The sequence below is a fragment of the Kitasatospora purpeofusca genome (assembly GCF_036010405.1).
Taxonomy (GTDB): Bacteria; Actinomycetota; Actinomycetes; order Streptomycetales; family Streptomycetaceae; genus Kitasatospora; species Kitasatospora purpeofusca.
The window spans coordinates 5,627,188-5,649,688 of record NZ_CP108561.1; the positions used below are offsets into that span (position 1 = coordinate 5,627,188).

A 22,501-nucleotide genomic window follows, 5' to 3' on the forward strand; every position below is an offset into this window, starting at 1 on the left:
ACCAGGCGGACGGGGCACACGGCTCACGCCCGCGGCTGGTGCCCACGAGGAGGTCCGCGGCAGTGACCAGTCAGGTCGATCAGTCAGAAGCAGTGGACGGCTCGGACGGCGACGAGGGCGGGTCCGGGCCCGGCGGGGGCCGCTCCGGCCCTGCCGCGCCGGTCGGTCCGCAGCACCGTGGCGCCAAACCGATCCGCAGGCTGGACCGGGTGATCATCAGATTCGCCGGAGACTCCGGCGACGGCATGCAGCTCACCGGTGACCGCTTCACCTCGGAGACGGCGTCCTTCGGCAACGACCTCTCCACCCTGCCCAACTTCCCGGCCGAGATCCGCGCTCCCGCCGGAACGCTGCCGGGTGTCTCGTCCTTCCAACTCCACTTCGCCGACCACGACATCCTGACCCCGGGGGACGCGCCCAACGTCCTGGTGGCGATGAACCCGGCGGCCCTCAAGGCCAACCTGCCCGACCTCCCGCGCGGCGCGTCGATCATCGTCAACACCGACGAGTTCACCAAGCGCGCGCTGGCCAAGGTCGGCTACGGCGCGGACCCGCTGGGGGACGGTTCGCTGGAGGGCTACCACCTGCACAAGGTGCCGCTCACCACGCTGACCCTGGAGGCCCTCAAGGAGAGCGGCCTCGCCCGCAAGGACGCCGAGCGGGCGAAGAACATGTTCGCGCTGGGCATGCTCTCCTGGATGTACCATCGCCCGACCCACGGCACCGAGGCGTTCCTGCGCACCAAGTTCGCCAAGAAGCCGCAGATCGCCGAGGCCAACATCAGCGCCTTCCGGGCGGGCTGGAACTTCGGCGAGACCACCGAGACCTTCGCGGTCTCCTACGAGGTGCCGCCGGCCAAGCTGCCGCCGGGCCGCTACCGCAACATCTCCGGCAACCTGGCGCTGTCCTACGGCCTGATCGCCGCCTCCCGCCGCTCGGGGCTGCCGCTCTACCTGGGCTCCTACCCGATCACCCCGGCCTCCGACATCCTGCACGAGCTGAGCCGGCACAAGAACTTCGGCGTGCGCACCTTCCAGGCCGAGGACGAGATCGCCGGCATCGGCGCGGCCCTGGGCGCGGCCTTCGGCGGCGCGCTCGGCGTGACCACCACCTCCGGCCCGGGCGTGGCCCTGAAGAGCGAGACGATCGGGCTCGCCGTCTCGCTCGAACTCCCGCTGCTGGTGGTGGACATCCAGCGCGGCGGCCCGTCCACCGGTCTGCCGACCAAGACCGAGCAGGCCGACCTGCTGCAGGCGATGTTCGGGCGCAATGGTGAGGCCCCGGTGCCGATCGTGGCCCCGGCCACCCCGGCCGAGTGCTTCGACGCGGCGCTGGAGGCGGCCCGGATCGCGGTCACCTACCGCACCCCGGTCTTCCTGCTCTCGGACGGCTACCTGGCCAACGGATCGGAGCCCTGGCGGATCCCCGAGGTGGACGAACTGCCCGCCATCGAGCCGGACTTCGCCACCGGGCCGAACCGCGAGGACGGCGCCTTCTGGCCGTACCTGCGCGATCCGCAGACCCTCGCCCGCCCGTGGGCGGTGCCCGGCACGCCCGGCCTGGAGCACCGGATCGGCGGCATCGAGAAGCAGGACGGCACCGGCAACATCTCCTACGACCCGGCCAACCACGACTTCATGGTCCGCACCCGGCAGGCCAAGGTCGACGGCATCGAGGTGCCGGACCTGGAGGTCGACGACCCCTCCGGCGAGGCCCGGGTCCTGGTGCTCGGCTGGGGTTCGACCTACGGCCCGATCGCCGCGGCGGTCCGCCGGGTCCGGGCGGACGGCGGCGAGGTCGCCCAGACGCACCTGCGCAACCTCAACCCCTTCCCGGCCAACCTCGGTACGGTGCTGCGGGGTTACGACAAGGTCATCGTCCCCGAGATGAACCTCGGCCAGCTGGCACTGCTGCTGCGCGGCACGTACCTGGTGGACGCGCAGTCCTACAACCAGGTGCGCGGACTGCCCTTCAAGGCCGCGCAGTTGGCGGACGTGCTGTGGGCGGCGATCGGAAACCTGGACGAGGAGGACAACCGATGAGCGAGAAGTTCCCCTCGTTGAAGCTGGTCCCGAAGGCCGAGGCGGCGCAGAGCGCCAAGGAGTTCAAGACCGACCAGGAGGTCCGCTGGTGCCCCGGCTGCGGTGACTACGCGATCCTGGCCGCGGTACAGGCGTTCATGCCGGAGCTGGGGATCAGACGGGAGAACACCGTCTTCGTCTCCGGTATCGGCTGCTCGTCCCGTTTCCCGTACTACATGAACACCTATGGAGTGCACTCGATCCACGGTCGGGCCCCGGCGATCGCCACCGGGCTGGCCTCTTCCCGGCGGGACCTCAGCGTCTGGGTGGTGACCGGCGACGGCGACGCGCTGTCGATCGGCGGAAACCATCTGATCCACGCGCTGCGCCGGAATGTGAATCTGAAGATCCTGCTGTTCAACAACCGTATCTACGGCCTGACCAAGGGGCAGTACTCGCCGACGAGCGAGATCGGGAAGATCACCAAGTCCACCCCGATGGGTTCGCTGGACGCCCCGTTCAACCCGCTCTCGCTGGCCATCGGCGCGGAGGCCACCTTCGTCGCCCGGACCATCGACTCCGACCGCCAGCACCTCCAGTCGGTGCTGCGGGCGGCGGCCGAGCACGAGGGCACCGCGCTGGTCGAGATCTACCAGAACTGCAACATCTTCAACGACGGCGCCTTCGAGGTGCTCAAGGAGCCCGGCACCCGGGACGAGGCGCTGATCCGGCTGGAGCACGGCCGGCCGATCCGGTTCGGGACGGACCTGGCCCGGGGAGTCTTCCGCGGCGCCGACGGCGAACTGGCCGTCGGCGAGGTCACCGCCGACAACGAGTCGGCGGTCCTGGTCCACGACGCCCACGCGGCCGGCCCGGCGACGGCGTTCGCACTCTCCCGGATCGCCGACGCCGACACCCTGCACCACACCCCGATCGGGGTGCTGCGCGCGGTCCGGCGGCCGGTGTACGACGAACTGATGGCGGAGCAGCTGGACACCGCCGTCGCAGACCGGGGCGAGGGCGACCTGGCCGCGCTGCTCGCGGGCGGTGACACCTGGGCGGTCGACTGACCCCGACCGACCGACCGAACGAACGAACAGGCGAACGGCGGCGCCCCCGGCCATTCCCGGCCGGGGGCGCCGCCGTTCACGGTGCTGTCGGTGGTGTCAGCCCTGTCGGCGCTGTCAGTGCTGCTGCTCCGCCCACTCCACGAGCTGGACCACGACCCCGTTCGGGTCGGTGACCTGGAACAGCCGCTCCCCCCACGGCTCCTCGCGCAGCGGCATGGTGATCTCCACCCCGGCGGCCCGCAGCCGGGCCTCCTCGGCGGCCACGTCGCCGACCACGAAGGCGAGGATCAGCCCGGCGGCGACCTCGTCGCGGTACTCCTCGGGCAGGACCTCGGTCCCGCGCCGCAGGAAGACCACGTTCACCCCGGCACTCCCGTGCCCGAGCGAAGCGAACCCGTCCGCCGCCATCTGCTCGGCGAACCCGAAGTGCTCCCGCAGGAACGAAGCGGACGCCTCGACGTCCTCGACGGTGAGTGAAACGGCGGAGGAAGTGATCTGCATGGTCGATGGCCCTCTCGTCGACTGTTATCCCGTACGCAGTACACTATACATAGTACGGAGAATGGGGCTACAGTGATCCCGGTCACAGTCGTGGGCGTTCGCGAAGCGGGCGGTCAGTCCAGCCCGGGCAGGGCGTCCTGCTCGACCTCGTGCCGGGTCACCCGTTCGGCCGGGTCCCGGCACTCGGGGCCGAGGCGCAGGATGCGCGACTCCGGGTCGTGCAGCGGGCGGTGGCAGCGGCGGCAGGTGACCCGGGGGCGGACGAGCCCGCGGGTGTCGGTGCCCGGCAGCGGGTCGGGGGCGGCGGTGGTCATGGTTCCGACCGTACCGGCGGGACCCGCGGGGTCGGCGTGAAAGGATCGGTCCATGGCCAGTGACCGCAGCAGTGCCGGGGACCCGGCGCGCACGCTCGCGCTGCTCTGGGGCGTGTCGGCGGAGGAGAAGCCCGGCCGGCGCGGGCCCCGGCAGGCGAAGTCCCCGGCGGAGATCGCCGCCGCCGCGATCGCGATCGCGGACGCCGAGGGGATGGACGCCGTGACCATGCGGCGGGTCGCCCAGGCGCTCGGCGTCTCACCGATGGCGCTGTACACCTATGTGCCCGGCAAGGCCGAGCTCGTGGACCTGATGCTGGACACCGCCTACGCGGACATGCCCCGTTCCGCTCCGGCCGGGGACGGCTGGCGGGCCCGGGTCGCCGCCGTGGCCGAGGACAACCGCGCGCTCCACCGCGCCCACCCGTGGACCGCCGTCGTCGCCACCGGCCGCCCGCCGCTGGGACCCGGCCTGATGGCCAAGTACGAGTACGAGCTGCGCGCCTTCGAGGACTCCGGCCTGTCCGACCTCGACGTGGACGCCGCGCTCACCCATGTGCTCGGCTTCGTCCAGACCTGCGCCCGGATGGCCGCCGACCGGCGCGCCGCGCGGCAGGACAGCGCGATGACCGACGCCCAGTGGTGGGAGGCCAACGCCGAGCTGCTCACCAGGGTCCTCGACCCCGACCGCTACCCGGTCGCGGCCAGGGTCGGCGCCGCCGCCGGCGAGGCGCACGGCGCCGCGTACGACCCCGACCACGCCTACACCTTCGGCCTGGCCCGGGTGCTGGACGGACTGGCGGAGCTGGTCAGGGGCGGCTGGCCCGGCCGTCGTACTCCTCGCGCGCGTCGGTGACGGCGAGCATCCTGGCCTCCACCCAGTGGGCGAGCGCCGACACGTACTCGGCGGCCTCCAGGCCCAGCGGGGTGAGGCTGTAGTCGACCCGGGGCGGGATCACCGGGTGCGCCTCGCGGAGCACGAAGCCGTCCCGCTCCAGGGTCTGCAGGGTCTGCGCGAGCATCTTCTCGCTGACGCCCGACACCCGGCGGCGCAGCTCGCTGAAGCGGTACCCGCGCTCCCGCAGGGCGACCAGCACCAGCACCCCCCAGCGGCTGGTGACGTGCTCCAGCACGCCCCGGGACGGACACATGCGGTCGTAGATGTCGGGCGCGCGGTCGAGCAGGGGCGAACCCTCTGTCATTACCTCCATGTCAGTACCCTACTTCAAAGTGCGTACTATCCAGAAGTTAGTGCCATCCCTAGGGTGAGTGTCGAAGCCAACGCGGCTTCGGAGCGCGGCATCGAGGTGCGGCTCCGGAGCCATCGCCACACCCCAGAGGAGCAGGGACATGTACGTCGTCACCGGAGCCACCGGACAGCTCGGCCGCCTGGTCGTGGAGGGGCTGCTGGCAGCCGTTCCGGCGAACGAGATCGCGGTGGTGGTGCGTTCCGCCGCCAAGGCCGAGGAGTGGGCGAAGCGGGGCGTGCGCGTCCACGAGGCGGACTACAACCGCGCCGAGACGCTCGCCGGGGTCTTCGCCGCCGGCGACCGGGTGCTGCTCATCTCCGGCAACGAGTTCGGCCGCCGGGCGGCCCAGCACGGTGCGGTGATCGACGCGGCGAAGGCCGCCGGGGTCGCGCTGCTCGCGTACACCAGCATCCTGGGCACCGCCACCTTCGGCCTGGCCGCCGAGCACCGGGAGACCGAGGAGGTGCTGCTCGGCTCCGGCCTGCCGCACGCCCTGCTGCGCAACGGCTGGTACACCGAGAACTACCTCGGCGACGCCGCCGGCACGGTCGAGCGCGGCGCGGTGGTCGGCAGCGCCAACGACGGCCGGGTGGCCACCGCCCCCCGCCGCGACTACGCCGACGCCGCCGTCGCCGTCCTGGTCGGCGAGGGCCACGAGAACAAGGTCTACGAGCTGAGCGGCGACGTCGCCTGGGGCCTGTCCGAGCTGGCCGCCGAGCTGGCCGAGGCCTCGGGCCGCCCGGTCGAGCACCGGAACGTCACCCCGGCCGAGCACCGGGAGGTGCTGATCGGCGCGGGCATGCCGGAGGGCTACGCCGATGTGTTCGTGGACGTGGACGCCGGTATCGCGCGCGGCGAGCTGGCCACCGCTCCCGGCGACCTGGCCCGGCTGATCGGCCGCCCGACCGTGCCGCTGGCCACGACCGTCCGGGCCGTCCTGGGCGCCTGATCCCTGCCTGCCCGATCCCGGCTCCCCGCCGGTTCCGGCCCCACCGGCGAAGGCCCGTCGCGGGTGGGGCCGGGGCATGTCATGACCAAAAACCGCATACGGAGATGACAGGCGCGGCCGCGCCCGCTACCGTCGGCTCGACACTCGCGCGTGCGGAGGGCAGCCGGTCCATGCCAGACACAACCCAGCAGGAGGCCGGACGCGGCCTCTGGTGCGGATTCGCCGCCTACGGCATATGGGGGCTCTTCCCGCTGTTCTGGCCGCTGCTGGAGCCCGGCGCCGCCGACGACATCCTGGCCAACCGGATGGTCTGGTCGCTGGTCGCGGTGGTCCTGCTGCTGGTCGCCCAGCGGCACTGGGGCTGGATCCGCCCGCTGCTCCGCCAGCCCCGCCGGCTCGCGATGCTGGGCGCCGCCGCCACGGTGATCTCGATCAACTGGGGCGTCTACATTTGGGGCGTCAACACCGGGCACGTGGTGGAGACCAGCCTCGGCTACTTCATCAACCCGCTGGTCACCATCGCCTTCGGCGTCCTGGTGCTCAAGGAGCGGCTGCGCCGGGCCCAGTGGGTGGCGGTCGGCATCGGCGCGCTCGCGGTGGCGGTGCTGGCCGTCGGCTACGGGCGGCCGCCGTGGATCGCGCTGACCCTGGCGTTCTCCTTCGCCACCTACGGGCTGCTGAAGAAGAAGGTCGGACTGAGCGGGCTGGAGAGCCTGGCCGCCGAGAGCGCCTTCATGTTCCCCTTCGCCCTCGGCTACCTGGTGTACCTGGAGGTCGCCCACCGCGGCACCTTCGGCCACACCGTGCCCGGCGAGTACGGATGGGGCCACACCGGACTGCTGATGCTCAGCGGGGTGATCACCGCCGTTCCGCTGCTGCTCTTCGGCACGGCGGCCGTCCGGGTGCCGCTGAGCGTGCTCGGGCTGCTCCAGTACCTGGCACCGGTGTTCCAGTTCCTGATCGGCATCGCGGTCTTCCACGAGTCGATGCCGCCCGCGCGCTGGGCGGGCTTCACCCTGGTGTGGGCCGCGCTCGTGGTGCTCACCTGGGACGCGCTGCGGCGGCTCCGGACCGACCGGGCCCGGACCGCTGCCACTGCCACTGCCACTGCCGCCACTGCCGCCGCCGCTCCTTCCGCAGCGGCCGACGCGGCGACCGGGGCCACCGCGGCGGCCTCGGCGGCCGACGCCGTGCCGGTCAGGCCGTGATGTCCCGCGCGGTGAACCGCGACCAGGACGCCGAGCCGAACACCGCCACATAGGCGGCCTGCAGCCCGAGGTTCTTCAGCACCCCGTCCCACTCCATCGGCGCCCGCAGCAGATCGCCGAAGGTGAGCCAGTGGTGGGTGAAGAGGAACGGCTGGATCGCGTGCAGCTGCGGGAAGCTGTCCAGGATCTGCACGGTGATCACCAGGCCGACCGTCGCCGCCATCGCCGCGATGCCGCTGCCGGTGAGGGTCGAGATGAACAGCCCGATCGCGACCAGCCCGGCCAGTGAAGCGGCCACCACCGCGGCCACCAGGACCGCCCGCAGCAGCGCCGACCCCAGGCCGATGGTCTCGCCGGAGATCAGCGTGACGTCGCCGACCGGGAACAGCGCCGCCCCGGTGATCACCGCCGCCGTGGCGACGGTGACCGTCGCCGCCAGGCAGAACACCAGCCCGGCGGTGAACTTGGCGGCCAGCAGCCTGGTCCGCCCGGCCGGCGCCACCAGCAGGTAGCGCAGGGTGCCGGTGGCCGCCTCGCCGGCCACCGAGTCCCCGGCGACCACCCCGACCGTCATCGGCAGGAACACCGGCAGCGCCACCGCGAGGGCCGTGAACACCAGGAACAGACCGTTCTGGGTGACCTGGGCGATGAACGCCGGACCCTCGCCGCCGCGCGGCCCGTCGGTCTCGATCCGGACCACCACACCGATCAGGACCGGCAGCAGGGCCAGGATCCCCAGCAGCACGATGGTCCGCAGCCGGCGGAAGGTCAGCACCAGCTCGCTGCGGAACAGCGCCAGGAACCCGGCCGCCGTCTGCGGGCGCCGTCCGTGCGCCGCCGCCGCGACCGGGGGCACCGCCCCGGCCGGCACCGCCTCAGCCCGCGACATCGAAGCCCTCCCCGGTCAGCGCCACGAAGGCGTCCTCCAATGTGCCCCGCTCCACGCCGAAGCCGTGGACCCGGACCTCCGCCGCGACCAGCGCCGCGCAGAGCCCTGGCAGCGCGTCCTCGGCGAGCGCGCCCAGCTCGCCGTCCACCCGGTTCTCGGTGATCCGGAGCTCGGTGACCTTGTGCGCGAGCAGCACCTCGCCCGCCCGGTGGGTGTCGGGAGTCCGCACCACCAGCCGGCCCCGGGCCCGGGCGGCCAGCTCGGTGACGGTGCCCTGCACCAGCAGCCGGCCGCGCGACATCACGGCGGCATGGGTGCAGACCTGCTCGATCTCGTCCAGCAGGTGCGAGGAGAGGAAGACCGTGGTGCCCTCGGCCGCGACCTCGCGGACCAGGGCCCGGATCTCCCGCATGCCCTGCGGGTCCAGGCCGTTGGTGGGCTCGTCCAGGACGAGCAGCTCGCGCGGCTGGAGCAGCGCCGAGGCCAGGCCGAGCCGCTGCTTCATGCCCAGCGAGTAGGCGCGGGCCTTCTTGCCGGCCGCGGCGGTCAGCCCCACCCGGTCCAGGGCCTCGGTGACCCGCCGCTGCCGGGTCCGCGGGTCGGCGGTCGGGTCGGCGGCGTCGAACCGGGCCAGGTTGTCCCGGCCGGAGAGGAAGCCGTACAGCGCGGGCCCCTCGATCAGCGCGCCGACCCGGGGCAGTACGGAGGAGACCGACTGCGGCATCGGCTCGCCGAGCACCGCGGCGACCCCGGAGGTCGGGGCGATGAGCCCCATCAGCATCCGGATCGTGGTGGTCTTGCCGGAGCCGTTCGGCCCGAGGAAGCCGAAGACGGAGCCCCGGGGGACGCTCAGGTCCAGCCCGTCCACGGCGAGCTGGCCGCCGCGGAACCGCTTGGTCAGGCCCCGGGTGCTGATCACATCGTCGGACCGGTGGGAGCTCGAAGCGGCACGGGGGGCCGGGCGCGTCACCGCACCCGGCCCCCCGGCCGGCTCCGTAACGTCCCCCGTTACGGAAGCCTGGGCCACTACTTCACCCCGGCCGCACTCTGCAGCACCGGCAGGGTCACCGCGCCCGCGAACACCCGGCCGTCGTCGGTGACGAGCACGTTCAGCACCTTGGTGCTGATCAGCGAGCCGCCGGCGACCGGCTTGCCGAGCGACTTGACCAGCGAGAGCGGGTTCTGCAGCTTGCCGCCGCCGCCCGGGCCGTGCCCGCCCTTGCCGCGCGGGCCCTTGCCCTCGGCCGGGACGAACACGTCGTTGCCGGGAAGCTTGACGGAGAGCACCGCCGTCCAGCCCTCGCCGATCACGTTCACACCGTCGGCGGCGGCCTTGGCCTCCTCCGGGGTCACCTCGGCGCGCGGCGCGGCGTCGGCCTTGCGCTCCGTCACCTTGGCGCCCTTGGGCACGGTGAACTCGAAGGTCTTCGCCGACGGTGCCGCGAACGACACATCGGTGAAGTGGACGTCCAGCACGGTGCTGCCGTCCGTCCCCTTGACCACGACCGACAGCGGCACGCCGTTGTCGGCGGCCACCGCGATCCGGACCTCGCCGATCGTCGAACCGGACCCGGTGGGCTTCACGCTCAGCCGGTAGGCCTTCTGCCCGGCCACGTTCACGGTGCCGTCCACGGCGACGGTGGTGGTGCCCGCGCTCGCGCCCAGGAACTGCTGGGCCGCCTCCTGCGGGGTGGTCGGCACCCCGGTCAGCGGGCCCTTGCCCGGGTGGCCGTCCGCCCTGGCGTCCGGCCGGGCCCCGGTCAGGTGCACGGCCTCGTTGCTGCTGCTGTCCCAGGTCCACACCTGGTCGCCGTTGCGGATCACCTCGTAGCCGGCCAGCTGCTCCAGCAGGCCGATCCGCTGCCGGTCGGGCCCGTCCACCGCGACCCGCAGCCGGTGCTCGCCACCGAGCAGGCCGGTCAGCTTCGCCGTCGGGTCGGCGCCCGACGACTTGCCCCCGGAACCCCCGCCCGGGGCGCCGCCGGCGAGGCCGCCGGCCGCCGCACCCAGCAACTGGCTCGGCACACCGAGGTCGGCCGCGACCGACACCGTGCCGGTCAGCGTCTCCGCCTGGGAGCCGAGCACCTTCGCCACCAGCTGCTCCGCCGTCAGCGCGGGCAGCTCCGGCGGCGAGGAATCCGCCAGCGCCGGTACCAGCCCCACCCCGGCGGCGATCGCGGCCGTGACCGCCAGCGGCACCGCGACGCGCACCAGCGTGCGTCGGCGGGACCGGTAGGGAGCCCCGTCCTGCCACTCGTCCGCCGGGCCGCTGCCCGCGGTCGCCCTGTCGTCCGTCATCCGTCCAACCCCTCCGTCAGTGACCGACTGTCCCTGGGTATCCATTAGACGGTCCCGCGTCGCCCGCGTCATCGCCCTGCAGGGTTGGATCCGGGTCGACCTCGCGTCGCAGCCGACCCTGATGCCCCCTCAGGGTCGTCTCCTCCGAACGTACGAGGAACGTACGTGAACTGGCGTAGGGTCGCGGCATGGACGCATCCAACACTCCGACCGCCAACGCGATGCGCCGCGCCCTGCGCCGCGCCCGGGACGGTGTCGCGCTGGACGCGACCGAGGCGGCGGTACTGCTCCGGGCCAGGGGCGAGGACCTGCGCGACCTCTGCGCCTCCGCCGCCCGGGTCCGCGACGCCGGCCTCGAAGCGGCCGGGCGCCCCGGCGTCATCACCTACTCCAGGAGCGTGTTCATCCCGCTCACCCGGCTCTGCCGGGACAAGTGCCACTACTGCACCTTCGTGACCGTCCCCGGCAAGCTCCGCCGGGCCGGCCACGGGATGTACATGTCCCCGGACGAGGTGCTGGAGGTCGCCCGCAGGGGCGCCGCGCTCGGTTGCAAGGAAGCGCTCATCACCCTCGGCGACAAGCCCGAGGACCGCTGGCCCGAGGCCCGCGAGTGGTTGGACGCGCACGGCTACGACGACACCGTCGCCTACGTCCGCGCCATGTCGATCCGCATCCTGGAGGAGACCGGGCTGCTCCCGCACCTCAACCCCGGGGTGCTGAGCTGGACCGACTTCCAGCGGCTCAAGCCGGTCTCCGCCTCGATGGGGATGATGCTGGAGACCACCGCCACCCGGCTGTGGAGCGAGCCCGGCGGCCCGCACCACGGCTCGCCCGACAAGGAGCCGGCGGTCCGGCTCCGGGTGCTGGAGGACGCCGGCCGCAGCTCGGTGCCGTTCACCAGCGGCCTGCTGATCGGCATCGGCGAGACGTACGAGGAGCGCGCCGAGTCGCTGTTCGCGCTGCGCCGGGTCTCCCGGGCCTACCACGGCATCCAGGAACTGATCCTGCAGAACTTCCGCGCCAAGCCGGACACCGCGATGCGCGGCATGCCGGACGCGGAGCTGGACGAGCTGGTCGCCACCGTCGCGGTGGCCCGGCACATCATGGGCCCCTCCGCCTGTCTGCAGGCCCCGCCGAACCTGGTGGACGGCGAGTACGAGCGGCTGATCGACGCCGGTATCGACGACTGGGGCGGCGTCTCCCCGCTGACGCCCGACCACGTCAACCCGGAGCGCCCCTGGCCGCAGATCGACAGGCTGGCCGAGCGTTCGGCGGCGGCCGGCTTCGAGCTGCGCGAGCGGCTCGCCGTCTACCCCGAGTACGTCCGGCACGGCGAGCCCTGGCTGGACCCGCGGGTGCTGCCGCACGTCCGGGCACTGGCCGACCCGGAGACCGGACTGGCCCGCCCGGACGCGGTGGTCACCGGACACCCCTGGCAGGAGCCGGAGGACCTGCCGGAGTCCTACGGCCGCACCGATCTGCACAGCACCATCGACACCGAGGGCCGGACCGGCGACCGGCGGGCCGACTTCGAGGACGTCTACGGCGACTGGGAGGTGCTGCGGGAGCAGGCCGCCGCCTCGGCCGCCCCCGGCCGGACCGGAGCCCCGGAGCGGCTGGACGACGAGGTCAGGACCGCCCTCGCGGTGGCGGCCGACGACCCGACCCGGCTCACCGACGAGCAGGCGCTGGCGCTGTTCCAGGCGGACGGCCCGGCCCTGGACGCGCTGTGCCGGATCGCCGACGCCGTCCGCCGGGACGCGGTCGGCGACGAGGTCACCTACTGCGTCACCCGGAACATCAACTTCACCAACGTCTGCTACACCGGCTGCCGGTTCTGCGCCTTCGCCCAGCGCCGCACCGACGCCGACGCCTACAGCCTCTCGCTGGACCAGGTCGCCGACCGGGCCGCGCAGGCCTGGGAGGTCGGCGCCACCGAGGTCTGCATGCAGGGCGGCATCCACCCGGACCTGCCCGGCACCGCCTACTTCGACATCGCCCGGGCGGTGAAGGAGCGGGTCCCGGGGATCCATGTGCACGCCTTCTCGCCGATGGAGGTGGTCAACGGCGCGACCCGGACGGGTCTGTCGATCCGCGACTGGCTGCAGCGGGCCAAGGAGTCCGGCCTGGACAGCATCCCGGGCACGGCCGCCGAGATCCTGGACGACGAGGTCCGCTGGGTGCTCACCAAGGGCAAGCTGCCGGCCGCGACCTGGGTGGAGGTCGTCAGCACCGCGCACGAGCTCGGCCTCCGCTCCTCCTCCACGATGATGTACGGGCACGTGGACACCCCCGCGCACTGGGTGGGCCACCTGCGGCTGCTCGCGGAGATCCAGCAGCGCACCGGCGGCTTCACCGAGTTCGTGACGCTGCCGTTCATCCACACCAACGCCCCGGTCTACCTGGCCGGGATCGCCCGGCCCGGACCGACCGCTCGGGACAACCGCGCGGTGATCGCGATGGCCCGGCTGCTGCTGCACCCGCACATCCCCAACATCCAGACCAGCTGGGTGAAGCTGGGCGCCGAGGGCGCGGCGGAGATGCTCCGCTCGGGCGCCAACGACCTCGGCGGCACGCTGATGGAGGAGACCATCTCGCGGATGGCCGGTTCGGCGTACGGCAGCTACAAGTCGGTCCGGGACCTCCAGGCGATCGCCGAGGCGGTCGGACGGCCGCACCGGCAGCGCACCACGACCTACGGGGAGGTGCCGGCCGAGCGGCTGGCCGCCGCGCTGGCCTCGGACGGACACCTGCCCGACCTGCTGCCGCTGGTCGACTGAGCCCGTCCGGCCGGTACCGGGCGAAACCCGGGGAGTCCGGCGGGTGGTGGAACATCCGGTGGTGATCCGGTGGAGCGGGAACCCTGCCGGGCTGTTCGGGCATTCGAATACAGTGCGAGGGCGCGCGACCGGCCGTGCGTCGCGCGTCCCTCCCGCTCCCGGACGAAAGGCGCTTGCCGTGATGCCACTGTGGTCCCGCGCCCAGCAGCAGGACTTCCGCAGCCGGGTGCGGGGATGCCTGCTCGGCGGAGCGATCGGTGACGCACTCGGCGCGGGCGTGGAGTTCGAGTCCCTGGAGAAGATCCGCGCCGCGCACGGCCCGCTCGGCGTCACGGGGTACGTCCCGGCCTACGGGCGGCTGGGCGCGGTCACCGACGACACCCAGATGGTGCTGTTCACCCTCGACGGGCTGATACGCGCGCACATCCGCCGGGACACCGGCAGCTGGCACCCGCCCACCGACGTCCACCGCGCCTACCTGCGCTGGGCCGTCACCCAGCGGGACTGGGGCCCGGACGAGCGCCGGGACGACCTCGGCTGGCTCGGCCGGGAGGAGTGGCTGTACGCGCAGCGGGCGCCGGGCCAGGCCTGCCTGTCCGGCCTCTCCGGGCCGGACGCCGAGCGCCTGGGCACCCTGGAGGCGCCGAAGAACCCGCACTCCAAGGGCTGCGGCACGGTGATGCGGGCGGCGCCGTTCGGGCTGCTGACCACCTGGGAGCCGGGCCTGGTGTTCCAGCTGGCGGTGGAGTGCTCGGTGCTGACCCACGGACACCCCACCGGCTACCTCTCGGCCGGGGCGCTGGCGGTGATCGTCCAGACCGTGGCCCGGGGCGGCACCCTGGAGGAGGGCGTGCACCTGGCGCTCGCGCTGCTGTCCGAGCGGCCGGCGCACGAGGAGACCACGGCGGCGCTGCGGGCCGCGCTGGACGCGGTGCGGGCGGGGGAGCCCTCCGCCGAGCGGGTCGAGGCGCTGGGGGAGGGCTGGGTCGCGGAGGAGGCGCTGGCGATCGGGGTGTACTGCGCGCTGGTCGCGCACGATGTCCGGTCCGGGCTGCTGCTGGCGGTGAACCACTCGGGGGACAGCGACTCCACCGGCGCGGTCTGCGGCAACCTGCTCGGGGTGCTGCACGGCGACACCGCGCTGCCGCCCGGTCTGGTGGCGGGTCTGGAGGGGCGCGGGGCGCTGCTGGAGCTGGCCGACGACTTCGTGCTGGAGCTGATGCACGGGCCCGAGCTGCACAGCCGGGACAGCGCGGAGGGCGCGGCCTGGGCGGCCCGCTACCCGGTGCTCGGCTGATCCTCCGCCGTCGGGCCGGGGAGCGCTTGTCGGGGGCATGCCTCCGGACGCCGAGATGCCCGTAGCGGTGGCCGCCGCCCCGGGGGAGGGCGACGGACACCGCTACGGGCACCTGGGCCGGGAACCGGCACGAGGTCGATCAGAGGCTGCCGAACGCTCCGGCACCCGCGGCGGCGGCGAACGCGTTCCAGGCCTCGGGGGAGAAACTCAGCTGCGGCCCCTCCGGGTCCTTGGAGTCACGGACTGCCACCCGGTCGGCGGCCGGCACCCTGATCTCCACGCACGCGCCGTTGCCGCCGCTGTGACTGCTCTTGCGCCAGCTCGTCCTGTTCTCGATGGTGGTGCTCATCGGTGGTATCCCTCTTCAAGGTCGGCTATCAGTGAGCGGGTCTCCGCCACCCCGAGCGCGGCCGCCCGCAGGTGGTCGTAGAGACTGGTATAGCGGCGCACGTCGGCCTCCTTCTCCAGGTAGAGATCGCTCGTCACCCCTTCGAAGTAGACAACCGTCGAATCGGCTGACTCCGGGAACTCCAGCAGGGAGAATGTCCCGGTCATTCCGGGGTGGGCACCGTGCGAGAACGGTATGACCTGGATGGTGATGTTGGGGCGCTGGCTCAGCTCCAGCATGTGCTTCAGCTGGTGGGCCATCACTTCCCTGCTGCCGACCTCCCGGCGCAGCACGGCCTCGTCTATCACCGTCCACAGGCTGCCCAGCGGGTTCTCGCCGTTGACCCGGTCCTGGCGCTTCATCCGGACCTGCACCCGGCGCTGGACGGAGAGGGCGTCGGTGTCCGGCTGGGTGCCCTCGACCACGGCCTGGGCGTACTGCTCGGTCTGCAGCAGCCCGGGCACGAAGGAGGACTCGTAGGCGCGGATCGACGAGGCCTCCGCCTCCAGCCCGATGTAGACGCTGTACGGGGTGGGCATGTCGTTGAAGTCGTGCCACCAGCCGCGCTGCCGGGACTCCCGGGCCATCTCCATCAGGCTGGCCCGCATCGCCTCGTCGGTGACGCTGTAGACGTCGCACAGGTCGCGGACGTCGCGCTGGCTGATGCTGCGGCGGCCGTTCTCCAGGCGGCTGATCTTCGACTGGGAGACCATCAGCCGGCCGGCGACCTCCTCCGCGGTCATCCCCGCCGCGTCCCGGAGCTTGCGCAGCTCCGAGCCGAGGCGTCGACGGCGCACCGTGGGATTGATGTTCGCGGACACGTCGGCCTCCGGTCGGACCTCTGGTGATCGTTGGAACGGAAGTCCTCGGAACACGGTGGAAATCTGGATCAACCCCCTGACGTTGTGCAGCATGTCACCCCGGATCAGGTCGGCGCCGGGAAATCCCGCGAGCGCAGTAGAACAGATCATCGGAAAAGCGCTTCGGCGAGACAGCGGGCGCCTCCGGATGGTAGAGGCGCCACGGTCCGGTCCGGTGGTGGGGTGACGGCGTGACGGATGTGGTGCGGATGCGGCTCGGGGCCGCGCAGGTGCTGGTGGCACGTGCGGGGGCGGTATGCGGCCGGGGGTCCGGGTGGGGGGTGGACCGACTCGGGGGGACGGCGGAGGGGCGGTCGCCCGGCGACTTCCGTCGCGGGCGACCGCCCCTTCTCACTGCCTGGTGATGCCGGTTGCTCGGCGCCCCCGAGGGGCGTGAGCGGTTCGGCGTGCGCTGCCGTTCGCGCTGGTGCGCGTTCGGCGCACGGGGTGGTTCGGGTGCCCGCGGGACCTCGGGCCGAGCATGTGGCCCGGACCGGGGCCCGAACGGGGGTCCGAACGGGGGTCCGGGCCGTGGTCCTGGCGGGGGCCCCGGTGCGGCCCCCGGTGCGGTCCCCGGTGGGTGTCCGGCCTCGGCGGGAGCCTCAGCGGACGCCGACGCGGGACGCCGCGACCCGGCCGCCGCCGCTGCCGCGCCCGGCCGCCGAGCGCTGACCGGCCCGGCCTCCCGAGCTCGACGGCGCCGCAGTTGCCTGGGCGGAACGGTTCTGCTGGCTCGGCAGGCCGTTCTGCACGTCCATCACGGCGTGCGCGACCATCCCGCCCAGCGGGTCGTAGCGGATCAGATCGCGCAACCGGGACCGTGAGGACCGGCCCTCGTTGCCCGGGTAGAGGTGCTTGCCCAGACCGACCGAGTGCGCCAGGGCGGCGAGCGCGGCCGTCCGCGGGTCCGGCGGCACGCCGGTGCGGATCGCGGTGTCCAGTCGCTGCTTGATCGCGGCGTTGGTGCAGTCGTCCGACGCCTGGTAGCGGATCGTCGGCAGCACCCCGCACACCTGACCGGGCACGGCGGTCACCATGCCGCAGCGCTCCAGGTGTGCCAGGTAGGTCTGCCGCAGCCCCAGCCGGGGCCCGCCGATCCAGTGCGTGGCGCGGACCGGGCTGCCGCGTCGCCGCAGCAGCTCGAGTGCGTGGTCGAGTGTCGGGTCACCGGTCGGCCGTGGAAGCACCACGGCGATTCGGTCACCCTCAGGAACGATCCGTCCGGCCAGGGACAGCTCGACCAGCTGTGCCCCGGCGAGTCCGAGGTCGAGGGTCTGCGGCTGCGCAGTGGTGCCCGTGGCCGGGTCCAAAGCGAGCAGCAAGAGTTCCTCGGGAACAGTTCTGCGGCTCTTGCCCATCCAAGCCTCCCCGCGTGGATGGGAAACAGCGTGACGCCTCTCACACGGGCTTGTCGAGTACGCCTCCGAATCGTGACCTTGCGATCGACCGGGGGAACCACCCGTGGCGGGCCCGGCGTCTGACCGTTGAACAGGCCGCGGTGCGGCCGCGCCGCGCCAATAACCGCCGGTCGGGCGGGGTGTGGGCGACCGGATCGGTCGCCGGTGGCGGAGACTGTACAGGTACACGGGGCGGGGTACCGGCTTCCCGAAATCGGGTCGGCCGGTGCCCCGCCGGGCGTTGAGGAGGCTGGGTTACGTGGGCGAGTCCCCCGACAGGGTGCTGCGGGACGGCGATCGGGCGCGGGAACGGGACGGCGAACCGGCCGGGTCCGGCGCGGCCGAGGAGGCGGCCGCGCCGGCGGTGGACCGGGCGGCGGACGAGGTGGCGGACGGGGCGGTGGAGCCGGAGCCGGGCACCGCCGCCGAGTCCGCGGGCGCCGTCGACGCCCCGTCCGGCGACAACCCCTCCGCGGACACCCCGTCCGGCGACTCGGGCGATGCCCGGGAGGCCGCCCCGGCCCCCGCCGACAGTGGATCGGGCCGGCCCGCCAAGCCCGCCACGGTGCAGCTTCGCGTCCGGGATTCGGACACCCGGACGACCGCGCTGCGGATGCCCGTGGACCAGGCGACCACCGCGCTGCGGATGCCGTCGGACGACGCGACCACGGCGCTGCGCCTGCCGTCCGACGACGCCACCACCGCGCTTCGCCTGCCGAAGGAGGCGCGCAGGCCGTCCGGGGCCACCGCGATCGGCTCGGCCGAGCGGGCGGAGGAGGCCGCCGGGGACGGGTCCGACGCGCCGGACCGCCCGACCGGCACCGACCCCCGTCTCGCCATTCGGAAGGCGCCGACGGCGGCGGGCGGGCCCACCGGGTCCACCGGTCGCACCGAGGGCAAGGCCGAGTCCGAGGGCGAGGCCGAGGCGGAACCTGCCGGGAGCGAGGCGGACACCGACGGGCAGCCGGAGTCCGCGTCCGCCCCCGCCCCCGCGTCCGCCTCCGCCCCGGCGCCCGTCTCCCCGGCGACGGCTGCGGCCGACCCGGCGGAACCGGCCGCCCCGGCCGTGCGGGCCGAGAAGTTCGAGAAGCGGGAGGACGCCGAACGGACCCGGATGCTGCGCCTCCCCGCCGCCGCGGACACCGTCCCGAAGCCGCCCGCCCCGAAGCCGGTCCCGGAGCCCGAACCGGAGCCGGGGCCCGGGCCGACCCCGGAGCCGCGCCCCGTGCCGGCTCCCGTCCCGCCGCCCGCGCCCGAACCGCTGCCGCTGCCCGAACCCGCGCCGCTGCCCGCCCCCGAACCCGCGCCGCTGCCCTTCCCGGAGTCCACCTCCGAGGCGATGGACGTACTGGCCACGCTCAACGGCCGACCGGTCTCGCCGCTGCGCCGCGCGCTCAAGCGGATCACCATCTGGACGGTCTTCCTCGCCGTCGTCCTCGGCGCGGCGGTCACCGCCCAGCTCCTCCGCCCGCTGCCGGACACCAAGGTCCGGATGACCGCCGCCGGCGGCTTCGGCTTCGCCGGCGACCCGCTCGACCTGGCCTGGCCCGCCAAGGGCCAGTCGGCCGCCGGGGTGGTCGGCGTCGGCAGCCTGGGCAGCTCGGGCCCGGAGACCCCGGCCTCGATCGCCAGTGTCACCAAGGTCATGAACGCCTACCTCATCCTTCAGGCGCACCCGCTGAAGAAGGGCGAGGGCGGTCCGAAGATCACCGTCGACAAGCAGGCCGCCCAGGAGTCCGGCAACGTCGACGAGTCCCGGGTCACCCTGACCGAGGGGCAGCAGCTCAGCCAGTACCAGGCGCTGGAGCTGCTGATGCTGCCCTCCGCCAACAACGTGGCCCGGCTGCTGGCGCGCTGGGACTCCGGATCGGAGGAGGCGTTCGTCAAGAAGATGAACGACACCGCCGCCGGGTTCGGCATGACCAGCACCACCTACACCGACCCGGCCGGCTTCAACGCCGAGACCAGGAGCACGGCCAAGGACCAGCTGAAGCTGGCCGAGCAGGTGATGCAGGACGAGATCTTCCGGCAGATCGTGTCGACCCCGGACACCACCTTCAACAACCAGAAGATCTCCAACACCAACACGCTGATCTCGCCCAAGAACGGCATCATCGGCGTCAAGACCGGCTCCAGCACCCCGGCCGGCGGCTGCCTGATGTGGGCCGCGTTCAAGGACGTCGCCGGTGTGCGGCGGCTGATCCTCGGCGTCACCCTGGGGCAGCCGGCGACCGCCGCCGAGCCCAGCATCCTCAAGGTGGTGCAGAGCGTCAGCGCCAAGCAGATCCAGGCTGCCCAGAACGGGCTCACCGGTCAGACCCTGGCCAAGCAGGGCGACGTGGTCGGCCGGATCGACGACGGCCTCGGCGGGTCCGTCCCGGTCGTCGCCGCGCAGGACCTCTCGGTGGCCGGCTTCCCCGGCATCACCGGCACCCTGGTGCTGGACCCGCTGAAGGTCGGGCACCGGGTGACGGCCGGGACCCAGGTCGGTGTGCTGCGGTCGGGTGAGGGCGCCAACAAGGTCGAGGTGCCGGTCGTGCTGAAGTCCGACCTCGCCCCGCCGTCCATCCTGGCCCGGCTGACCCGGGCCCTCTGAGGTCCGTCGGCCCGGACGCCGTGCCCGGCCCGGGCACGGCGTCCGGGCGAGGTCGGTGGGGCGGGCCCGCGCTCAGGCGCGCCGCCCGCCCCACCGGCCCGGCTCGGTGCGCGAGCCCAGGAACTCGGCGACGACCTCCTCCTCGGCCACCACCCGGCCCAGCGCGATCGCCAGCGTCACCCCGGTGAACACCACGATCAGCCAGGACAGCGAGGTGAACACCACGCCGTAGGGGCCGAACTGGCCGATGCTGCGGCTCATCGCGCTCGGCAGGTAGATCCGCGAGGCCACCCCGACCCCGACCACCGCCACCCCGCAGAGCACCGCCCCCGGCAGCAGCGGCAGCCAGCGCACCCGGCCGCCCAGCAGCAGGTGCTGGGTCCACCACCAGAGCGCCGTCCCCCCCAGGAAGGTCAGCGGGACGCCGAGCCAGGCGCCCAGGCCGAAGCCCTCCCGGACCGGGGTCTGGCACACCAGGCAGACCAGCCAGACCATCAGCCAGACCAGCCAGCGCCAGGCCGCCACCCTGGTGCCCGACTTGGGCAGCTCCCAGCAGCGTTCGCAGACCCGCTGCATGGCCCGGCTGAGCGCCGTCGCCGAGAGCAGGGTCACCAGCGCGCCGATCACCCCGAAGCCGGTGTCCTCCTCGTGGCCGGCGCCGAGCAGCTGCTGGACGGACTGCGCGGCCGCGCCCTGGAGCCCCAGCTCCTTGCGCAGCGAGTGCACCAGCCCGTCCCGGATGGCCGCGGGGGTGAACACCGAGATCACGAACAGCGCGGGCAAGGCGCTCAGGAAGGCCTGGGCGGCCAGCCGGGTCGCGCAGTCCAGCAGGTTCACCCGGAACAGCTGGCGCAGGGCGCGGCCCACCAGCGGGACCTGATGGGGCAGCTCGCGCGCCGTGCCGGCCAGGGCCGTCGACCGCTGCTTCCACCGCTCCGTGCGCCGGGCCGCCGGACGTTCCGGCGGAGGGCCCTGCCGCTCGGGAGGCTGCTCGCTCGGCTGCTCGCTCACGGACGGTCCTCCCGACCTGGTCGCCGTGCTCCATGGTCGCCCGGGCCCAGGCGTGCCGCATCCGGGCCGCGCCGCGCCCCGCAGGCCGGTGGCCCCGCAGGTCGGTGCCCGGCGGGTCGGTGCGCCGCGCGGGGGTCAGCGGCCGGCGCCGGCCCCGTCCAGCAGCGCGAGCGTCATCCCGCCCAGCGGCGTCACCTGTTGCGGCGGGCCGAACCGGCTCCGCAGGGCGGCCGCCTCGTCACCGGGTACCTCGGCGAGCGGATCGGCGGTGTCGCCCAGCACGACCAGCCAGGTGCGGTTCCCGGAGCCGGTGCAGTCCGCGGGCCTCGGGCACGGTATCGGGAAGAGGTCCCCGGCCGGGACGGCCCCGCTCGCCACGAACAGGGGATAAGGCCGCACCTCCTCCGGCAGGTAGTAGGAGACACCGGGGCCGACCATCGACCAGGCCTGGTCGCCGATCGGCACCGCCAGCCCGTCCCCGGGCCGGTAGCCGGCCGCTATCAGCCGGGCCACCTCCTGGTAGGGCTCCTTGGACTGCGCGTGCGATCCCGGGTAGCGCACCACCGACTGCCGGGGCAGCGCCGTCATCCCGGTCACCGCCACCGCACCGACCGCGAGCAGCAGCCCGGCCGCCCGCAGGTCCGGCCTGGTCCGGCCGGGCTTGGCCGCCGCCGTCACCGCCGCGTACACGGCGCCGATCCCGCAACCCGCCAGCGCCGCCCAGGCGGGGACCGTGAACAGGAGGTACCGGTCGAGGAAGTACGAGGTGGTGCCGCGCGAGAGCGTCCAGACCGCCAGCGCCGGCAGCACCGCGAGCAGCAGCAGCCGCAGCGCCGGACCGCGCCGCCCGGGCAGCACCAGGGCCAGCACCGCCAGAAGCAGGAAGACATGGAACACCCGGGCCGAGCCGAACAGCGGCTCGCCGAAGTGCCACAGCTGTTGCACGCTCGGCCGGGCGAGCCAGCCCAGCTGCCGCTCGGACTGCTGGCGGCCGAGGAGCGCGACCGGCAGCACCGCCACGACCAGGGCGGCGAGCACCACGGCCAGGCGGCCGAGCAGCCGTCGCAGCTCCGGACCCCGGGCCGCCCGCAGGTGGGGCGCGACCAGCGCGGCCTGCCCGACCAGGGCGCTCAGGGAGACCAGGTGCGCGGCGCCGGCCACCGCCATCGCCAGCCCGTACGCGATCCACCGCCAGGGCGTCGACCGGTCCAGCGCGCGCAGCAGGAACCAGGTCGCGGCCGCGACGGCGCAGGTCACCAGGGCGTAGGAGCGGGCCTCCTGCGCGTACCGGGAGATCAGCGGCACGGTCGCGAAGAGCAGTCCGGCGCAGGTGCCCGCGACCCGGCCGCCGAACAGCCGCGCGGCGGTCAGCGCGGTGAACGCGGCCGCGCCCGCCATGGCCAGGACCGAGGGCAGCCGCAGGGCCGTCACCGAGTCGCCGAACACCGTGATCCAGCCGTGCAGCAGGACGTAGTAGGTGCCGTTGCTGGCGTCGACGTGCTGCAGCATCCGCAGCAGCTCACCGAGCGGGCGGACGGCGGACGTCCAGGTCGCCACCTCGTCCCGCCACAGGGTGGGGGTCCCCAGCCGGTAGCCGCCGACGATCAGCATCGCCAGCGCCGGAACCAGCCACGTCGCCGGTCCGGCCACCCGTGCCGCCCGGCGGACGGATCTC

At 73.6% G+C, this 22,501-nt stretch carries 19 protein-coding genes; 8 read left to right on the forward strand and 11 right to left on the reverse strand.

The genetic code is table 11. From position 1 onward, the window contains the following. Positions 1–209: 209 nt before the first annotated feature. Positions 210–2,042 (forward strand): 2-oxoacid:acceptor oxidoreductase subunit alpha, encoded by a 1,833-nt coding sequence (locus OG715_RS24795; protein WP_407661012.1) that lies wholly within the window; start codon positions 210–212, stop codon positions 2,040–2,042. Next, positions 2,039–3,091: a 2-oxoacid:ferredoxin oxidoreductase subunit beta gene (locus OG715_RS24800; RefSeq protein WP_266271111.1), complete on the forward strand. Its 1,053-nt coding sequence runs from the start codon at positions 2,039–2,041 to the stop codon at positions 3,089–3,091. The genes OG715_RS24795 and OG715_RS24800 overlap by 4 nt, the downstream gene beginning before the upstream one ends. Positions 3,092–3,205: 114 nt before the next feature. Here the strand turns inward: OG715_RS24800 and OG715_RS24805 are convergent, their stop codons facing one another. Both OG715_RS24805 and OG715_RS24810 read right to left on the reverse strand, forming a co-directional pair. Further along, positions 3,206–3,592 (reverse strand): VOC family protein, encoded by a 387-nt coding sequence (locus OG715_RS24805; RefSeq protein WP_266271113.1) that lies wholly within the window; start codon positions 3,590–3,592, stop codon positions 3,206–3,208. A 113-nt stretch (positions 3,593–3,705) separates the two neighbouring features. Beyond that, entirely contained in the window at positions 3,706–3,906 is a 201-nt protein-coding gene (locus OG715_RS24810) for a DUF6011 domain-containing protein (RefSeq protein WP_266271114.1), read from the reverse strand. Between the two features lie 52 nt (positions 3,907–3,958). On the opposite strand from OG715_RS24810, the gene OG715_RS24815 reads away from it, so the two are divergent. Continuing rightward, the gene (locus OG715_RS24815) at positions 3,959–4,759 is read left to right on the forward strand and encodes a TetR/AcrR family transcriptional regulator (RefSeq protein ID WP_266271115.1); all 801 of its coding nucleotides are present in this window, start codon (positions 3,959–3,961) and stop codon (positions 4,757–4,759) included. On the opposite strand, the gene OG715_RS24820 is transcribed toward OG715_RS24815, so the two are convergent. Continuing rightward, entirely contained in the window at positions 4,713–5,114 is a 402-nt protein-coding gene (locus OG715_RS24820) for a winged helix-turn-helix transcriptional regulator (RefSeq protein WP_266271116.1), read from the reverse strand. The genes OG715_RS24815 and OG715_RS24820 overlap by 47 nt on opposite strands. A 139-nt stretch (positions 5,115–5,253) precedes the next feature. Here OG715_RS24820 and OG715_RS24825 point away from each other — a divergent pair, with 139 nt between their 5' ends. Both OG715_RS24825 and rarD read left to right on the forward strand, forming a co-directional pair. After that, positions 5,254–6,102, forward strand: a complete 849-nt coding sequence (locus OG715_RS24825; protein WP_266271118.1) for an SDR family oxidoreductase — start codon at positions 5,254–5,256, stop codon at positions 6,100–6,102. A 170-nt stretch (positions 6,103–6,272) separates the two neighbouring features. Then, positions 6,273–7,310 (forward strand): EamA family transporter RarD, encoded by a 1,038-nt coding sequence (gene rarD, locus OG715_RS24830; protein ID WP_266271119.1) that lies wholly within the window; start codon positions 6,273–6,275, stop codon positions 7,308–7,310. On the opposite strand, the gene OG715_RS24835 is transcribed toward rarD, so the two are convergent. The 3 genes from OG715_RS24835 to OG715_RS24845 are packed head-to-tail and all read right to left on the reverse strand — an operon-like array spanning position 7,300 to position 10,497. Continuing rightward, positions 7,300–8,199 (reverse strand): ABC transporter permease, encoded by a 900-nt coding sequence (locus OG715_RS24835; protein ID WP_266271120.1) that lies wholly within the window; start codon positions 8,197–8,199, stop codon positions 7,300–7,302. The two genes, rarD and OG715_RS24835, sit on opposite strands and share 11 nt — an antisense overlap. Next, positions 8,186–9,169, reverse strand: coding sequence for an ABC transporter ATP-binding protein (locus OG715_RS24840; RefSeq protein ID WP_407661013.1), 984 nt, complete (start codon positions 9,167–9,169; stop codon positions 8,186–8,188). The genes OG715_RS24835 and OG715_RS24840 overlap by 14 nt, the downstream gene beginning before the upstream one ends. A gap of 56 nt (positions 9,170–9,225) precedes the next feature. After that, complete coding sequence (locus OG715_RS24845; RefSeq protein WP_266271122.1) at positions 9,226–10,497, reverse strand: LolA family protein; 1,272 nt, start codon at positions 10,495–10,497, stop codon at positions 9,226–9,228. Positions 10,498–10,685: 188 nt separating this feature from the next. Here OG715_RS24845 and OG715_RS24850 point away from each other — a divergent pair, with 188 nt between their 5' ends. After that, on the forward strand, positions 10,686–13,277 hold the full coding sequence (locus tag OG715_RS24850) for a bifunctional FO biosynthesis protein CofGH (RefSeq protein WP_266271123.1): 2,592 nt from the start codon (positions 10,686–10,688) through the stop codon (positions 13,275–13,277). 181 nt (positions 13,278–13,458) lie between these two features. Continuing rightward, positions 13,459–14,574: an ADP-ribosylglycohydrolase family protein gene (locus OG715_RS24855; RefSeq protein WP_266271124.1), complete on the forward strand. Its 1,116-nt coding sequence runs from the start codon at positions 13,459–13,461 to the stop codon at positions 14,572–14,574. Positions 14,575–14,713: 139 nt separating this feature from the next. Here the strand turns inward: OG715_RS24855 and OG715_RS24860 are convergent, their stop codons facing one another. The 3 genes from OG715_RS24860 to OG715_RS24870 all read right to left on the reverse strand — a co-directional run bounded on the left by OG715_RS24860 (position 14,714) and on the right by OG715_RS24870 (position 17,180). Beyond that, the gene (locus OG715_RS24860) at positions 14,714–14,923 is read right to left on the reverse strand and encodes a DUF397 domain-containing protein (RefSeq protein ID WP_030393502.1); all 210 of its coding nucleotides are present in this window, start codon (positions 14,921–14,923) and stop codon (positions 14,714–14,716) included. Beyond that, a complete protein-coding gene (locus OG715_RS24865; RefSeq protein WP_266271126.1) occupies positions 14,920–15,783 on the reverse strand; it encodes a helix-turn-helix domain-containing protein in 864 nt (287 codons plus the stop codon). The genes OG715_RS24860 and OG715_RS24865 overlap by 4 nt, the downstream gene beginning before the upstream one ends. Positions 15,784–16,424: 641 nt before the next feature. Then, positions 16,425–17,180: a GOLPH3/VPS74 family protein gene (locus OG715_RS24870; protein ID WP_266271128.1), complete on the reverse strand. Its 756-nt coding sequence runs from the start codon at positions 17,178–17,180 to the stop codon at positions 16,425–16,427. A gap of 298 nt (positions 17,181–17,478) precedes the next feature. On the opposite strand from OG715_RS24870, the gene OG715_RS24875 reads away from it, so the two are divergent. Beyond that, positions 17,479–19,815, forward strand: coding sequence for a hypothetical protein (locus OG715_RS24875; RefSeq protein WP_266271129.1), 2,337 nt, complete (start codon positions 17,479–17,481; stop codon positions 19,813–19,815). 72 nt (positions 19,816–19,887) lie between these two features. Here OG715_RS24875 and OG715_RS24880 read toward each other — a convergent pair whose 3' ends face one another. Then, complete coding sequence (locus OG715_RS24880) at positions 19,888–20,826, reverse strand: YhjD/YihY/BrkB family envelope integrity protein (protein WP_266271130.1); 939 nt, start codon at positions 20,824–20,826, stop codon at positions 19,888–19,890. 135 nt (positions 20,827–20,961) lie between these two features. Continuing rightward, a complete protein-coding gene (locus OG715_RS24885; protein ID WP_266271131.1) occupies positions 20,962–22,476 on the reverse strand; it encodes a glycosyltransferase family 39 protein in 1,515 nt (504 codons plus the stop codon). Positions 22,477–22,501 lie beyond the last annotated feature (25 nt).